This window comes from Stenotrophomonas sp. STM01, assembly GCF_014852135.1.
GTDB classification, from domain to species: Bacteria; Pseudomonadota; Gammaproteobacteria; order Xanthomonadales; family Xanthomonadaceae; genus Stenotrophomonas; species Stenotrophomonas capsici.
Map to the genome: position 1 here is coordinate 200130 of NZ_JACVBA010000003.1, position 13593 is coordinate 213722.

Sequence of the window (13593 nt, forward strand, 5' to 3'; positions counted from 1 at the left end):
GCCGGTACCTGTCAGCGATGGGCCAACAACACCAACACCGCCCCGGTGCCGCCCTGTGCCGCCGGGGCGGAATGGAAGGCCAGCACGTCGTTGCGCTGGCGCAGCAGGCGGTCCACCAGGTTCTTCAGCACCGGCGCGCCGCCATCGGCCTGCAGGCCCTTGCCGTGGATGATGCGCACGCAGCCGTGTTCATGGTCGCGCGCTTCGCCCAGGAACTGACGCAACAACCCTTCGGCCTGGGCGGCAGTGGCACCGTGCAGGTCCAGTTCGTCCTGCACCGAGTACTGGCCACGCTTGAGCCGCTGGAACATCCGCGCCGGCAGGTTGTCACGCCGGTAGCTGGCGGTGTCGCCGGCTTCCAGTGGCGCGCTGGAGCGCAGCAGCCGGGCGAACTCGCCCAACGCCTCCGATTCATCCTGTTCAGCCATGCGTGCGCGCGGTTTCGGGCGCGGCTTGCCGGTGGCCGGTGTCTCCACTGGCCGCATCGGCGTCACTTCGCCGATGGCCGAGCGGAACAGGGCGCTGTCATCTTCATCTTCGGGGTACGACATGCGCACAGCGTAACCTGCGGCATGTATCCGGCAAATGGCAGGGTAAGTGGCCGGGCGCATTCCGGTATCATGGCCCTTCAGGTCGGCCGGCCTGGCGCCAGGCGCAGGACGGTCCGGCGGTTGCGGCGCGCAGGGGGCGCCGCGTGTTGATCCAGTGATCCAGGTCTTTAATGCGCGTACTTGTAAGCAATGACGACGGTGTGGACGCCCCCGGCATCAAGATGCTCGCCGAGGAGCTCCGCAATGCAGGGCATGAAGTCACCGTGGTGGCCCCGGACCGTGACCGTTCCGGCGCCTCCAACTCGCTCACCCTCGACCAGCCGGTGCGGCTGCGTCGCATCGACCATTACACCTGCGCGGTGGCCGGCACGCCGACCGACTGCGTCCACCTTGCCCTGACCGGCATGCTCGAATACGAGCCGGATATCGTCGTGTCGGGCATCAACAATGCCGCCAACCTCGGCGACGACGTGATCTATTCCGGGACCGTGTCCGCGGCGATGGAGGGACGCTTCCTCGGCCTGCCGTCGGTGGCCGTCTCGCTGGTCACCCACAAGCACGAGGCCAAGCACTTCCGCAGCGCGGCACGTGCGGCGGTGGAGATCGTGGCGCGGTTGATCGCTGATCCATTGCCGGCCGACACCATCCTCAACGTCAACGTGCCGGACCTGGCCTGGGAAGATATCCGTGGCTTCGAGGTCACTCGCTTGGGCAACCGCCATCGTGCCGAGGCCTGCGTACCGGCGACCGACCCGCGCGGCAACACCGTGTACTGGATCGGCCCGGCGGGCAGCGAGCAGGATGCCGGGCCTGGCACCGATTTCCACGCCGTGCGCACCGGGCATATCTCGATCACCCCGATCCAGGTGGACCTGACCCGCTACGAGGCGCTGGAAAAGGTCGCCGGCTGGGTGGGTGGGCTCACCGAATCCCTGGGGAAGGCGGAATGACCCCGCGCCTGCGCCTGCAGCCGGAGGCGGTCGGGATCGGCATGACCTCCCAGCGCGTGCGCGACCGCCTGGTCGACCGCCTGCGCGAAGCCGGCATCGTCAACGAAGCGGCCCTCAACGCGGTGCGCGTCGTGCCCCGTCATCTGTTCATCGATGAAGCACTGGCCTCACGCGCCTATGAGGACACCGCGCTGCCGATCGGCCATGGCCAGACCATCTCCCAGCCCTGGGTCGTGGCGCGCATGACCGAGGCGGTGCTGGCGGTGGAGCCCAGGACCGTGCTGGAGGTCGGCACCGGTTCGGGTTACCAGGCCGCCATCTTGGCCGCGCTGGGGCTGGAGGTGTTCACCGTGGAGCGTATTGGCGACCTGCTGCGGCAGGCCCGCAAGCGCTTCCGCCAGCTGGGCATGAACGTGCGCAGCAAGCATGATGACGGCCGTATCGGGTGGCCCGAACATGGTCCGTATGACGCCATCGTGGTGACCGCCGCCGCGCCGGCGCTGGTGGACGCGCTGATCGACCAGTTGGCCGTGGGTGGCCGGTTGGTCGCGCCGGTGGGCGGTGCGGGCGGACAGGTGTTGTTGCAGTTGACCCGGCAGGCCGATGGCACCATCGCCCAGGAAGAACTGGCGCCGGTGAGCTTCGTGCCCCTGCTGTCGGGCATGTTGGATTGAACCGGGAACAAGGACTGCAATGAAGATCTTCGGGCCGTTGTACGACCGTGCGATGCGCTGGGCCAACCACGAGCGCGCGCCGACTTACCTGACGGTGCTCAGCTTCGTCGAGGCGATCATCTTTCCGGTGATGCCGGAGGTGATGCTCATGCCGATGTGCGTGGCGCAGCCGCGCAAGGGCTGGTGGTTCGCCACGTTGAGCCTGATCGGCTCGATGGCCGGTGCCCTGGTCGGTTACGCGCTGGGCCATTACGCCTTCGAGGTGCTCAAGCCGGTCTTCGAGTGGATGGGCATGCTGCCGGCGATCGAGTCGGGCATCGCCACGCTGCAGGAAAAGATGATCGAATCGCCGTGGGCGGTGTTCACTTTCCTGGTGCTGGGTGGTTTCATGCCCATTCCGATGAAGGTCTTCACATGGGCCTCGGGTATCGTGGGCGTGCCGCTGCCGCAGTACGTGTTGAGCATGCTGGTCGGGCGCGGCAAGCGCGTGTACCTGTTGGCGGCGGTAATCCGCTTCGGTGGCGCGCGCGCGGTCGAGGCGCTGCGTCGTTGGATCGAACCATTGGGCTGGATTGCCACCGCGCTGGTGGTGGGCCTGGTGGGCTGGCTGGTCTGGAGAGCGAAATTCGCATGAATGCAAAGAAGTTGGGCAAGGGGATCCGCGGTGCGGCGGCAGCGGCGATGGTCATCGCGCTGGCGGCCTGCGGTACGGCCACGGTGGTCAAGAAGCCGGCAGGTGGCTCGTCCGCGGGCGCCGCGTCGACCACGCCGCGTACCTCGGTGCCGCGGCCGGGACAGACGGTGACGGTACGCCGCGGCGATACGTTGTTCGGCCTGGCCCGCATCAACAACATCACCCCGAGTGACCTGGCTGCGTGGAACGGCCTGTCCAATCCCAACACGATCTACCCCGGGCAGACCCTGAAGCTGTATCCGCAGGGCAGCGGCACCGCCGCCACGCGGCCGTCCGGCAGCGGTTCGGCCACGACCACGACGCGCCCGCCGACCCCGACGGCGCCGGTCACCGTGCCGGTCAACAGCGGCATCAGCTGGCGTTGGCCGGCTGACGGCGCACTGGTCGGGCGTTTCGTGGCCGGCGAGACCACCAAGCAGGGCGTTGATATCGCCGGTTCCAGCGGGCAGGCCGTGCGTGCGGCCGGTCCGGGCGTGGTGGTGTACTCCGGCGCCGGGCTGGTCGGTTACGGCGAGCTGATCATCATCAAGCACAACGACCAGTGGCTGTCGGCTTATGGCCACAACCGCAAGCGCCTGGTCAACGAAGGGCAGAGCGTGAAGGCCGGCGACCAGATCGCCGAGATGGGCCGCACCGGCACCTCGCGCGACATGCTGCACTTCGAGATCCGCTACAACGGCAAGCCGGTCGACCCGCTGCAGTACCTGCCCAGCCGCTGATGCATCGCCGTCGGCCGGGATGAAGTACAGAACGCTCCCGGCTGTTTGGTATCGACGCGATCAAACAAAAAGCCCGATGCGATGCATCGGGCTTTTTGCGTTGGGCGAGCGCGGGGCGATGGGCGAATGCTCAGGCGGCGGGTTCCAGGATGAACGCGACCACGACCTTGCGGTTCTCGCCGGCCAGCACATTGAAGGTGCGGGCGGCGGAGGCATTGTTCATCACCTCGATGCCGATGCCGCGGGTCAGGCAAGCCGCCATCACCGCCGGGGCGGGGAACACCTGCTTCTCGCCGGTGGCCAGGATCACCAGCTCCGGGTCCTGCGCCAGCGCGGCATCCAGGTGCTCGGGCGTCAGTGTTCTGGCGGAGGTGACCGGCCAGTTCTCGATCAGCTGGTTGGGGGCCAGCACGAAGCTGTGCTGCAGGGTCTGGTCGTTTACCCGGGCCTGGTGGCCATCGGCCGATCGCAGGGAGTAGGTGTAGTCCGGCAGTTCACGGCTGAGCAACATGTGGGGAATCCTCGGCGGTCAGCCGCGGGGCAGCACGATCTGGCGCTTTTCCTTGGCCGGGCGGTACAGCACGGCAACGAAGCCGATGCGCTGCACCAGCGCGCTGCCGCTGGCCTGGACCAGTTCGGCGACGATGGCTTCACGGGCTTCGCGGTCCTCGGCGCCCACCTTGACCTTGATCAGCTCGTGGCGTTCCAGCACTTCGTCCAGCTCCGCCAGGAAGGCGGGAGTAACCCCCTTGCCGCCGATCTGCAGTAGTGCTTTCAGATCGTGCGCCACGCCGCGCAGGAATCGGTTTTGGGCCGGGGTCAGGACAATGGACATGCAGGAATACGGGTTATCAAGGGGGTTCAGGGTATCATGACCACCCCTGTAAGCCCCATTCTCGATGCCTTCCCATAGCAAGAGCAGCCAGCGCTGGCTGAAAGAACACTTTTCCGATCCCTTTGTGAAAAAGGCACAAAAGGAGGGGATGCGCTCGCGTGCGGCCTACAAGCTGGAAGAGCTGCTGGAGCGCGACCGCCTGCTCAAGCCGAACATGGTGGTGGTCGACCTCGGTGCCGCTCCGGGTGGTTGGTCTCAGCAGGTGCGGAGACAGATGGGCGACACCGGCCGGGTCCTTGCCCTGGACATCCTGGAGATGCCGCCGCTGGCCGGGGTTGAGTTCCTTCACGGTGACTTCAGGGAAGAAACCGTCCTATCCCAGTTTGAAGCCATGCTGGGGAATCAGCCGGTAGACCTTGTGCTGTCGGATATGGCCCCCAATAAGAGTGGCATGGATGCGGTCGACCAGCCGCGGATGATGCACCTGGCCGAGTTGGCGATGGATTTCGCCGACAACCACCTCAAGCCGGGTGGGGCGTTCCTGATCAAGCTGTTCCAGGGCGTTGGCTTTGATGACTACGTGCGCGAGATGCGCCGGCGTTATGACAAGGTGTCCATCCGCAAGCCGGAGGCCTCGCGCAAGCGTTCGCCCGAGGTGTATGCCCTGGGCCAGGGCAAGCGCAAGCAGATCAAGTAAGCTCAACCATACGACCGCGTTAAGAAATTAGAGGGACATCGGAGCCGATGAGGATGAACGACCTGACCAAGAACCTCCTGCTTTGGGTGGTTGTCGCCGTCGTGCTGATGGTGGTGTTCCAGAGCTTCGCCCCGCGCGGCGGAGCCGTCGCTGCAGGCGATGCGCGCAATTACACGCAGTTCCTGCAGGAAGTGGACTCGGGCCGGATCAAGTCGGTCGAGTACACCGACAAGACCACGCTCACCACCAACCACCTGCGTTTCAAGCGCTCCGACGGCTCGGAGGGCCAGCTGTTCGCACCGGCCGACCCGAAGCTGCTGGACCAGCTGTATTCCAAGAACGTCGAAGTGGCACGCCAGGAGCCGGCCACCGGCCCGGGCTTCTGGGGCCTGGTACTGCAGTTCCTGCCGGTGCTGCTGTTGATCGGCTTCTGGATCTTCATGATGCGCCAGATGCAGGGCGGTGGCGGTGGTGCCAAGGGCGCGATGTCCTTCGGCAAGTCGCGCGCCAAGCTGCAGGGCGAGGACCAGATCAAGGTCACCTTCGCCGACGTCGCCGGTTGCGACGAGGCCAAGGAGGAAGTGGGCGAGCTGGTCGAGTTCCTGCGTGACCCGACCAAGTTCACCAAGCTGGGCGGCAAGATCCCGCGCGGCGTGCTGATGGTGGGCCCGCCGGGTACCGGCAAGACGCTGCTGGCCAAGGCCATCGCCGGCGAGGCCAAGGTGCCGTTCTTCGCGATCTCCGGTTCGGACTTCGTCGAGATGTTCGTCGGTGTCGGCGCCAGCCGCGTACGCGACATGTTCGAGCAGGCCAAGAAGCATGCGCCGTGCATCATCTTCATCGACGAAATCGATGCCGTCGGCCGCCATCGCGGCTCCGGCATGGGCGGTGGCCACGATGAGCGCGAGCAGACCCTGAACCAGATGCTGGTCGAGATGGACGGCTTCGAGGGCGGTGAGGGCGTGATCGTGATCGCTGCCACCAACCGTCCGGACGTGCTGGACAAGGCGCTGCTGCGTCCGGGCCGTTTCGACCGCCAGGTCATGGTTGGCCTGCCCGATATCAAGGGCCGCGAGCAGATCCTGCGCGTGCACCTGCGCAAGGTACCGGCCGCCGATGACGTGCGTCCGGAAGTGCTGGCACGGGGTACCCCGGGCTTCTCCGGTGCGGACCTGGCCAACCTGATCAATGAAGGCGCCCTGTTTGCGGCTCGTCGCAACAAGCAGGAAGTCGACATGAAGGACTTCGAGGACGCCAAGGACAAGATCTACATGGGTCCGGAGCGTCGCAGCATGGTCATGCGCGAGGATGAGCGTCGCAACACCGCTTATCACGAGTCCGGCCACGCCGTGGTGGCGATGTCGCTGCCCAAGGCCGACCCGGTCCACAAGGTGACGATCATGCCGCGCGGCTGGGCATTGGGCGTGACCTGGCAGCTGCCGGAGCACGACCACATCAGCAAGTACAAGGACCGCATGCTGGAAGAGCTGGCGATCCTGTTTGGTGGCCGCATCGCCGAGGAGATCTTCGTCGGCCAGATGTCCACCGGCGCGTCCAACGACTTCGAGCGTGCGACCAAGCTGGCCCGCGGCATGGTCACCAAGTACGGTATGTCCGATGTGCTGGGCACCATGGTCTACGCCGATGACGAAGGCGGCTATGGCATGCACAACAAGACCATTTCCGAGGCCACACAGCAGAAGGTGGATGCGGAGATCCGTCGCATCCTCGACGAGCAGTACGCCGTTGCCTACAAGATCCTGGAAGAAAAGCGCGACGTGGTCGAGGCCATGACTGCGGCGCTGCTGGAATGGGAAACCATCGACGCCGAGCAGGTGAAGGCGCTGATGGAAGGCCGCGAGCCGTCGCCGCCGGCCGGTTGGGTGGCCAAGGGTGGCAACAACGACCGCACCGGTGACGGCAAGGGCGGCGACGACCAGCGCCCGGTGACGCCGATCACCGATCCGGCCGGCCAGCACTGACCGTCCAGTGATGAGCGTGACGAAACGGGCCGGTCTTCCGGCCCGTTTCCGTTTGCGGCCGCCCCGCGCTGGGCGAGAATAGGCGCGACTCCTGTTATCCCGGTACCGACATGAACACCCCCAAGCCGCAGCAACCACCACCGCTCAACATGCCGGAAATGGTCATCGCGACCGTGGCCGGCGTTGCCTTCGGGGTGAAGACCGGCAACTACCTGACCGGCATCTTCGTTGGCGTGGTGCTGGGCGTGGTGTTGAGCCTGATCGGCAACAGGATCCGTTCGAGGAACAAGCGCTGATGTTCGATATCGCCCCCATGTTCGATTGCGCCGGCCGCAAGCTGCGGTTGGACCGCCCGCAGGTGATGGGCATCGTCAACGTCACCCCGGATTCGTTCTCCGATGGCGGCCAGCATTTCAGCGTGGACGCCGCGGTCGCACACGCGCTGGCGCTGGTGGAGCAGGGTGCGGACCTGCTCGATATCGGGGGAGAGTCGACCCGCCCGGGCGCCACGCCGGTATCGGTGCAGGAGGAAATTGATCGCGTTGTGCCGGTGATCGCCGCGCTGCACGAACGTACCGGGGTGCCGCTGAGCGTGGATACCTTCAAGCCGGAGGTGATGCAGGCGGCGCTGGCGGTCGGTGCCGGGATGGTCAATGACGTGCAGGCGCTGCAGCAGCCCGGGGCGATGGATGCAGTGGCCGGCGCCGGCGCAGCGGTGGTGCTGATGCATGCGGTGGGTGGGCCGTACGCGGCAGGGCAGGCGCAGGCCTATGACGACATCGCCGGTGACGTCCAGCGCTTCCTTGCCGAACGCGTGTTCGCCGCGGAGATGGCGGGGATTGCCCGTAACCGGCTGGTGGTCGATCCGGGCTATGGCTTCAACAAGGACACCGCGCAGAATTTCGCGCTGCTGGCGGCCCAGGAACGCCTGCTGACGCTCGGCGTGCCGGTGCTGGCAGGCTTCTCGCGCAAGCGCTGCATCGGCGATGTGACCGGGCGTGCGCTGGCGGCCGAGCGGGTTGCCGGTTCGTTGGCGGCGCACCTGCTGGCGGTCCAGCGCGGCGCAAAGATCGTGCGCGTGCATGATGTCGCCGCGACCGTGGATGCATTGAAAGTATTGGCTGCAGTCGATGCGGTACCGGCGCCGCGAGCCGACACGCCGACGATGCCGCGTTGGCCGGACGAGGATTGATGGCCGTCGACCAGCGGCCCTTGGCCATCGCCCTGATGGGCCCGACCGCCTCCGGCAAGACCGCGGCGGCGATCGCCCTGGCCAAGGCGCATGGCGGGGAGATCGTCAGCGTCGACTCGGCGCTGGTCTACCGTGGCCTGGAGATCGGCGCAGCCAAGCCGGATGCTGCAGAGCAGGCGGGCATTCCCCATCACCTGCTGGACCTGCGCGACCCGTGGCAGACGTACTCGGCGGCGGAGTTCGCCGCCGATGCCGCGGCCGCGGTGCGTGACATCGTCGCGCGCGGCAAGTTGCCGATCCTCGCCGGTGGAACGGGGTTGTACTTCCGGGCGTTGCTGCAGGGGTTGTCGCCGATGCCCGAGGCGGATCCGGCCATGCGCGCGCAGATCGCCGCCGAGGCCGGGGAAACGGGGTGGGAAGCCTTGCACGCGCAGCTGGCGGGGATCGACCCGGTGGCCGCGCGACGCATCCATGCCACCGACCCGCAGCGCATCCAGCGGGCCCTGGAGGTCTATCGTCTGACCGGCAAGCCGATCAGTTACTGGCAGGCCCAGCCCGGCATCGCCCGCCTGCCGGCGCGGGTGCTCAAGCTGGTGCTGTCACCGGCGGACCGCTCGGTGCTGCACCAACGCATCGAGCAGCGCTTTGACCTGATGCTCCAGCACGGTTTCCTTGATGAGGTGCGTGGGCTGCGGGCCCTGCCACAGATGACGCAGGTGCCCTCGCCGCTGGACCTGCCGGCCATTCGCGCGGTCGGCTATCGCCAGGCCTGGCAGTTCCTGGACGGGCAGGGCAGCGTGGCCGAGTTCCGTGACAAGGGGGTCTTCGCCACCCGCCAACTGGCCAAGCGTCAGTTGACCTGGTTGCGCGGCGAACTGGATGCCCGCTGGTTTGACCCGCAGCACGAAATGGACCGCCTGCGGAACGCGGTTTCGCTGTTTTTGGGAAACTGAGAGGCCCCCGGCCGGTGTTACCATCGGGGTTCCGGATCGGCAGGGGAGTGCCGGCCATCCGGCCCATAAGAACAATAACGAGGAGTAGACGATGTCCAAGGGGCAGTCTTTGCAGGATCCGTTTCTGAACGCATTGCGCCGCGAGCGCGTGCCGGTTTCGGTGTACCTGGTCAATGGCATCAAGTTACAGGGCACGATCGAATCGTTCGATCAGTTCGTGGTGCTGCTGCGCAATACCGTCAGTCAGATGGTCTACAAGCACGCCATCTCCACCGTGGTGCCGGCGCGCAACGTCAAGGTTGGCCCGGGCGGTGGTTACGTGCAGTCCGCCGACAGCAGTTCCCAGGCAGGCGATGACGACAACGAATAAGCAGGTGGCGGCGCATGTTTGACCGCTCGAAACGGGGCGAACATGCGTTGCTGATCCAGCCGCATGCAGGGCGGCTGGAAGAGGATGTGCTGGAGGAGTTCACCGATCTGGCCCGCTCCGCCGGTGCCAGCATCGCGGCGACCATCACCGCGCGCATGGATCGGCCCAACCCCTCCACGCTGATCGGCAGCGGCAAACTGGACGAGGTGAAGGCTGCGGCCGACGCCACCGGCGCCGACCTGGTGCTGGTGAACCATCAGCTCACCCCCGTGCAGGAGCGCAATCTGGAGCGCTTCCTGGAACGGCGCGTGATTGATCGTACCGGCCTGATCCTGGACATCTTCGCCCAGCGTGCACACAGCCATGAAGGCAAGCTGCAGGTCGAGCTGGCGCAGTTGCGCCACCTGGCCACCCGGCTGGTCCGCGGTTGGACCCACCTGGAGCGCCAGCGTGGCGGTTCCATCGGTCTGCGTGGCCCGGGCGAAACCCAGCTGGAAACCGACCGCCGCCTGCTGCAGAAGCGGGTGGAGCAACTGCAGAAGCGCCTGGAAAAGGTCGAAGTGCAGCGCACCCAGATGCGTCGCGCGCGCGTGCGCAGCGAAATGCCGCGCGTGGCGCTGGTGGGCTACACCAACGCCGGCAAGTCCACGCTGTTTAATGCACTGACCGGTGCGGGTGCGTATGCGGCGGACCAGTTGTTCGCCACGCTCGACCCGACCGTGCGGCGCATCGCGCTGCCCGGCGGCAAGGCGATGCTGGCCGACACCGTGGGTTTCGTCCGCGACCTGCCGCACGAACTGGTTGCTGCCTTCCGTTCCACCCTGTCCGAGGCGCGCGAGGCGGACTTCCTGCTGCACCTGGTCGATGCGGCCGATCCGCTGCGCGAGGAGCGCATCGCGCAGGTCGACGAGGTGCTGCAGGCGGTGGGTGCCGGCGAGCTGCCGCAGCTGCTGGTGTTCAACAAGATCGACCGGATCGAAGGTGCCGAGGTGCGTCATGACGCGCAGGACGGCGTGCCGGATGAGTCTCGCCGCGAGCGCGTCTGGATTTCGGCGCGCGACGGACGCGGGCTGGAACTGCTGCAATCCGTGCTGGGCCGTCGACTCGGCCTGCAGCACGTGACCGGCACGATCCGGCTGCCGCCCAGTGCGGGCCGCCTGCGTTCGCGCCTGCATCAGCTGGAGGTGATCCGTAGCGAGCAGGCCGACGAGGAGGGCTGGTTGATCGAAGTAGACCTGCCCATTGCGGAGGCGGAGAAACTGGCGGCCGGCGCCGACGGTGCGGTGATCCGCGCATTGCTGCCGGAGCCGGAACCGGAGTGGTGACATCGAAGGGCCGCCAAGCGGCCCTTCTGCCATCCAGTGCGCGGCAAAGGGACGCATCCGGCGGTGATTTGCGTTACAACGCTGTCATCCCCCACGGACGTTCCCATGAGCATTCCCACCGACTTCGACCTGGACCAGTTGGCCACCCAGCTGGGTGAGCGCCTGCGCGCGGCGCGTGATCACGTGGTCACCGCCGAGAGCTGCACCGGCGGCTGGATCGCCAAGGCCATGACCGGCGTTGCGGGCTCGTCGGACTGGTTCGACAGCGGCATGGTCGTCTACAGCTACGAGGCCAAGCAGGCACTGTTGGGCGTCAGCCCGCAGACGCTGGAAAGCCATGGCGCGGTCAGTCGCGAAACCGTGATCGAGATGGTTTCCGGCGCACTGGTGCGCTCGGGTGCAAGCGTAGCCGTGGCGGTGACCGGGATCGCGGGGCCGGGTGGCGGCAGCGAGGACAAGCCGGTTGGCACCGTGTGGATCGGCTGGAAGCGTCGCGGGGGCTACACCCGCGCCGAGTTGTTCCATTTCGAGGGTGACCGCGAAGCTGTGCGACGGCAGACCGTGGGCGCCGCGCTGCGCGGCCTGGAAACCCTGTGAGGGCATTCAGGTCGGGATGAAGTCCTGGCCGGCCGGAACGTCGTGGCTGTTCAGCCAACTGAACTCCTGCCCTGTTGACGGCGGGTTTTGTTAGTAGCAATACTACTAACCATGAACCTGACCGATACCCAGCAGGCCATCCTCGACCTGATCGCCGAGCGCATCGAAGCCGAGGGCGTGCCCCCATCGCAGACCGAGATCGCACGTGCCTTTGGCTTCAAGGGCGTGCGCTCGGCCCAATATCACCTGGATGCCCTTGAAGCGGCCGGCGCCATCGAGCGTGTGCCGGGTCGGGCGCGTGGTATCCGCGTGGTACGCCCCTCTGCCGGGACGGATGCCGCCGTGCCTGCCGTGCTTGCCGCCAACGACCAGATCCTGCGCTTGCCGGTGCTGGGGCGCGTGGCTGCGGGCCTGCCGATCGGCGCGGACATCGGCTCGGATGATTTCGTGGTGCTGGACAAGGTGTTCTTCTCGCCGGCGCCGGACTACCTGCTCAAGGTGCAGGGCGATTCGATGATCGACGAGGGCATCTTCGATGGCGACCTGATCGGCGTGCACCGCACCCGTGACGCGCGCTCGGGCCAGATCGTGGTGGCGCGGATCGATGAGGAGATCACGGTCAAGCTGCTCAAGATCGCCAAGGACCGCATCCGCCTGCTGCCCCGCAATCCCGACTACGCACCGATCGAAGTGCTGCCCGACCAGGACTTCTCGATCGAAGGCCTGTATTGCGGCCTGCTCCGGCCGAACCGCTGATGGGGACGGATTGCGCAGCCATAACCACCTGTTTTTCTTACGTTAGAGGGCTGGTTGTGCTGCTGCCGGTATCCTTGCCGACCCAATAATTTTGTCGCCTCGCCGCCAGTCTCAGCCTTTGCGATACGACACCCCTACAGTGGACCCCATGACGAAATCTACGAAATCAACGACGAGGACGAACCCGATGGACGAGAACAAGAAGCGCGCGCTCGCCGCTGCACTGGGCCAGATCGAAAAGCAGTTCGGCAAGGGTTCGGTGATGCGCATGGGTGACCGTGTGGTCGAGCCCGTCGAGGCCATCCCGACCGGCTCGCTGATGCTGGATATCGCACTGGGCATCGGTGGCCTGCCGAAGGGCCGCGTCGTTGAGATCTACGGCCCGGAGTCCTCCGGCAAGACCACCCTGACCCTGCAGGCCATCGCCGAGTGCCAGAAGCTGGGCGGCACCGCCGCCTTCATCGACGCCGAGCACGCGCTGGACCCCATCTACGCCGCCAAGCTGGGCGTGAACGTGGATGACCTGCTGCTGTCCCAGCCCGATACCGGTGAACAGGCGCTTGAAATCGCCGACATGCTGGTGCGTTCGGGCTCGGTGGACATCCTGGTGATCGACTCGGTGGCTGCACTGACCCCGAAGGCGGAAATCGAAGGCGAGATGGGCGACCAGCTGCCGGGCCTGCAGGCCCGCCTGATGAGCCAGGCGCTGCGCAAGCTGACCGGCAACATCAAGCGCTCCAACACGCTGGTGATCTTCATCAACCAGCTGCGCATGAAGATCGGCGTGATGATGCCGGGCCAGAGCCCGGAAACCACCACCGGCGGCAATGCGCTGAAGTTCTACGCCTCGGTGCGCCTGGATATCCGTCGCATCGGCGCGATCAAGAAGGGTGACGAGATCATCGGCAACCAGACCAAGATCAAGGTGGTCAAGAACAAGCTGGCCCCGCCGTTCAAGCAGGTCATCACCGAGATCCTCTATGGCGAGGGCATTTCGCGCGAAGGCGAGCTGATCGACATGGGCGTGGACGCCAAGCTCGTCGAGAAGGCGGGTGCCTGGTACAGCTACGGCGACGAGCGCATCGGCCAGGGCAAGGACAACGCCCGTGGTTACCTGCGCGACAACCCGCAGGTCGCCGCGCGCCTGGAAGCCGAGCTGCGCGAGAAGTTCCAGCCGTCCGAAGCTGCGCGTGAAGAAGGCGACGACGAGCAGGACGAGGAATGAGTTTCCCGTGGGGGCGGGCGGCGCATCGTCAGTGACGTCGTCCCGCTCCCGCGGCATTTTATCCAGGAGCCGT

General features: G+C 66.3%; 17 protein-coding genes. 14 read left to right on the forward strand and 3 right to left on the reverse strand.

Going from position 1 to position 13593, the window contains the following annotated elements; all coding sequences use genetic code 11:
• Nucleotides 1–11 precede the first annotated feature (11 nt).
• Nucleotides 12–551 carry a Smr/MutS family protein gene (locus tag IB227_RS15085; RefSeq protein ID WP_132862724.1) on the reverse strand — a complete coding sequence of 180 codons (540 nt, stop codon included), beginning with the start codon at nucleotides 549–551 and terminating at the stop codon, nucleotides 12–14.
• 170 nt (nucleotides 552–721) lie between these two features.
• On the opposite strand from IB227_RS15085, the gene surE reads away from it, so the two are divergent.
• From surE to IB227_RS15105, 4 genes are read left to right on the forward strand one after another with little or no spacing between them, the layout of a single operon-like run.
• The gene (surE, locus tag IB227_RS15090) at nucleotides 722–1501 is read left to right on the forward strand and encodes a 5'/3'-nucleotidase SurE (protein ID WP_132862725.1); all 780 of its coding nucleotides are present in this window, start codon (nucleotides 722–724) and stop codon (nucleotides 1499–1501) included.
• Nucleotides 1498–2175 carry a protein-L-isoaspartate(D-aspartate) O-methyltransferase gene (locus IB227_RS15095; protein WP_132862726.1) on the forward strand — a complete coding sequence of 226 codons (678 nt, stop codon included), beginning with the start codon at nucleotides 1498–1500 and terminating at the stop codon, nucleotides 2173–2175. The genes surE and IB227_RS15095 overlap by 4 nt, the downstream gene beginning before the upstream one ends.
• 19 nt (nucleotides 2176–2194) lie before the next feature.
• Nucleotides 2195–2809 (forward strand): YqaA family protein, encoded by a 615-nt coding sequence (locus IB227_RS15100; protein ID WP_192288079.1) that lies wholly within the window; start codon nucleotides 2195–2197, stop codon nucleotides 2807–2809.
• The gene (locus tag IB227_RS15105; protein ID WP_192288080.1) at nucleotides 2806–3588 is read left to right on the forward strand and encodes a peptidoglycan DD-metalloendopeptidase family protein; all 783 of its coding nucleotides are present in this window, start codon (nucleotides 2806–2808) and stop codon (nucleotides 3586–3588) included. Before IB227_RS15100 ends, IB227_RS15105 begins: the two co-directional genes overlap by 4 nt.
• A gap of 130 nt (nucleotides 3589–3718) precedes the next feature.
• Here IB227_RS15105 and IB227_RS15110 read toward each other — a convergent pair whose 3' ends face one another.
• Nucleotides 3719–4099: an Mth938-like domain-containing protein gene (locus IB227_RS15110; RefSeq protein ID WP_132862729.1), complete on the reverse strand. Its 381-nt coding sequence runs from the start codon at nucleotides 4097–4099 to the stop codon at nucleotides 3719–3721.
• An 18-nt stretch (nucleotides 4100–4117) separates the two neighbouring features.
• Nucleotides 4118–4423, reverse strand: coding sequence for a ribosome assembly RNA-binding protein YhbY (yhbY, locus tag IB227_RS15115; protein ID WP_132862730.1), 306 nt, complete (start codon nucleotides 4421–4423; stop codon nucleotides 4118–4120).
• Nucleotides 4424–4487: 64 nt separating this feature from the next.
• On the opposite strand from yhbY, the gene rlmE reads away from it, so the two are divergent.
• The 10 genes from rlmE to recA all read left to right on the forward strand — a co-directional run bounded on the left by rlmE (nucleotide 4488) and on the right by recA (nucleotide 13520).
• Entirely contained in the window at nucleotides 4488–5120 is a 633-nt protein-coding gene (rlmE, locus tag IB227_RS15120; protein WP_192288081.1) for a 23S rRNA (uridine(2552)-2'-O)-methyltransferase RlmE, read from the forward strand.
• 53 nt (nucleotides 5121–5173) lie between these two features.
• A complete protein-coding gene (ftsH, locus tag IB227_RS15125; RefSeq protein WP_132862732.1) occupies nucleotides 5174–7102 on the forward strand; it encodes an ATP-dependent zinc metalloprotease FtsH in 1929 nt (642 codons plus the stop codon).
• Nucleotides 7103–7212: 110 nt separating this feature from the next.
• The gene (locus IB227_RS15130; protein WP_132862733.1) at nucleotides 7213–7398 is read left to right on the forward strand and encodes a hypothetical protein; all 186 of its coding nucleotides are present in this window, start codon (nucleotides 7213–7215) and stop codon (nucleotides 7396–7398) included.
• Nucleotides 7398–8294 carry a dihydropteroate synthase gene (gene folP / locus IB227_RS15135; protein WP_192288082.1) on the forward strand — a complete coding sequence of 299 codons (897 nt, stop codon included), beginning with the start codon at nucleotides 7398–7400 and terminating at the stop codon, nucleotides 8292–8294. Before IB227_RS15130 ends, folP begins: the two co-directional genes overlap by 1 nt.
• Nucleotides 8294–9247 (forward strand): tRNA (adenosine(37)-N6)-dimethylallyltransferase MiaA, encoded by a 954-nt coding sequence (gene miaA, locus IB227_RS15140; protein ID WP_192288083.1) that lies wholly within the window; start codon nucleotides 8294–8296, stop codon nucleotides 9245–9247. The genes folP and miaA overlap by 1 nt, the downstream gene beginning before the upstream one ends.
• A gap of 91 nt (nucleotides 9248–9338) precedes the next feature.
• Nucleotides 9339–9617 (forward strand): RNA chaperone Hfq, encoded by a 279-nt coding sequence (gene hfq / locus IB227_RS15145; protein WP_132862736.1) that lies wholly within the window; start codon nucleotides 9339–9341, stop codon nucleotides 9615–9617.
• A gap of 14 nt (nucleotides 9618–9631) precedes the next feature.
• Complete coding sequence (hflX, locus tag IB227_RS15150) at nucleotides 9632–10942, forward strand: ribosome rescue GTPase HflX (RefSeq protein WP_192288084.1); 1311 nt, start codon at nucleotides 9632–9634, stop codon at nucleotides 10940–10942.
• A gap of 105 nt (nucleotides 10943–11047) precedes the next feature.
• Nucleotides 11048–11539 carry a nicotinamide-nucleotide amidohydrolase family protein gene (locus IB227_RS15155; RefSeq protein WP_192288085.1) on the forward strand — a complete coding sequence of 164 codons (492 nt, stop codon included), beginning with the start codon at nucleotides 11048–11050 and terminating at the stop codon, nucleotides 11537–11539.
• 111 nt (nucleotides 11540–11650) lie between these two features.
• Nucleotides 11651–12295 (forward strand): transcriptional repressor LexA, encoded by a 645-nt coding sequence (lexA, locus tag IB227_RS15160; protein WP_192288086.1) that lies wholly within the window; start codon nucleotides 11651–11653, stop codon nucleotides 12293–12295.
• Nucleotides 12296–12482: 187 nt separating this feature from the next.
• Nucleotides 12483–13520 (forward strand): recombinase RecA, encoded by a 1038-nt coding sequence (recA, locus tag IB227_RS15165; RefSeq protein ID WP_132862739.1) that lies wholly within the window; start codon nucleotides 12483–12485, stop codon nucleotides 13518–13520.
• Nucleotides 13521–13593: the final 73 nt, after the last annotated feature.

What these genes read in the sequence shown, in the direction of transcription:
- IB227_RS15085 (WP_132862724.1), bottom strand. Translation starts at nt 551, where the DNA reads ATGTCGTACCCCGAAGATGAAGATGACAGCGCCCTGTTCCGCTCGGCC.
- surE (WP_132862725.1), top strand. Translation starts at nt 722, where the DNA reads ATGCGCGTACTTGTAAGCAATGACGACGGTGTGGACGCCCCCGGCATC.
- IB227_RS15095 (WP_132862726.1), top strand. Translation starts at nt 1,498, where the DNA reads ATGACCCCGCGCCTGCGCCTGCAGCCGGAGGCGGTCGGGATCGGCATG.
- IB227_RS15100 (WP_192288079.1), top strand. Translation starts at nt 2,195, where the DNA reads ATGAAGATCTTCGGGCCGTTGTACGACCGTGCGATGCGCTGGGCCAAC.
- IB227_RS15105 (WP_192288080.1), top strand. Translation starts at nt 2,806, where the DNA reads ATGAATGCAAAGAAGTTGGGCAAGGGGATCCGCGGTGCGGCGGCAGCG.
- IB227_RS15110 (WP_132862729.1), bottom strand. Translation starts at nt 4,099, where the DNA reads ATGTTGCTCAGCCGTGAACTGCCGGACTACACCTACTCCCTGCGATCG.
- yhbY (WP_132862730.1), bottom strand. Translation starts at nt 4,423, where the DNA reads ATGTCCATTGTCCTGACCCCGGCCCAAAACCGATTCCTGCGCGGCGTG.
- rlmE (WP_192288081.1), top strand. Translation starts at nt 4,488, where the DNA reads ATGCCTTCCCATAGCAAGAGCAGCCAGCGCTGGCTGAAAGAACACTTT.
- ftsH (WP_132862732.1), top strand. Translation starts at nt 5,174, where the DNA reads ATGAACGACCTGACCAAGAACCTCCTGCTTTGGGTGGTTGTCGCCGTC.
- IB227_RS15130 (WP_132862733.1), top strand. Translation starts at nt 7,213, where the DNA reads ATGAACACCCCCAAGCCGCAGCAACCACCACCGCTCAACATGCCGGAA.
- folP (WP_192288082.1), top strand. Translation starts at nt 7,398, where the DNA reads ATGTTCGATATCGCCCCCATGTTCGATTGCGCCGGCCGCAAGCTGCGG.
- miaA (WP_192288083.1), top strand. Translation starts at nt 8,294, where the DNA reads ATGGCCGTCGACCAGCGGCCCTTGGCCATCGCCCTGATGGGCCCGACC.
- hfq (WP_132862736.1), top strand. Translation starts at nt 9,339, where the DNA reads ATGTCCAAGGGGCAGTCTTTGCAGGATCCGTTTCTGAACGCATTGCGC.
- hflX (WP_192288084.1), top strand. Translation starts at nt 9,632, where the DNA reads ATGTTTGACCGCTCGAAACGGGGCGAACATGCGTTGCTGATCCAGCCG.
- IB227_RS15155 (WP_192288085.1), top strand. Translation starts at nt 11,048, where the DNA reads ATGAGCATTCCCACCGACTTCGACCTGGACCAGTTGGCCACCCAGCTG.
- lexA (WP_192288086.1), top strand. Translation starts at nt 11,651, where the DNA reads ATGAACCTGACCGATACCCAGCAGGCCATCCTCGACCTGATCGCCGAG.
- recA (WP_132862739.1), top strand. Translation starts at nt 12,483, where the DNA reads ATGGACGAGAACAAGAAGCGCGCGCTCGCCGCTGCACTGGGCCAGATC.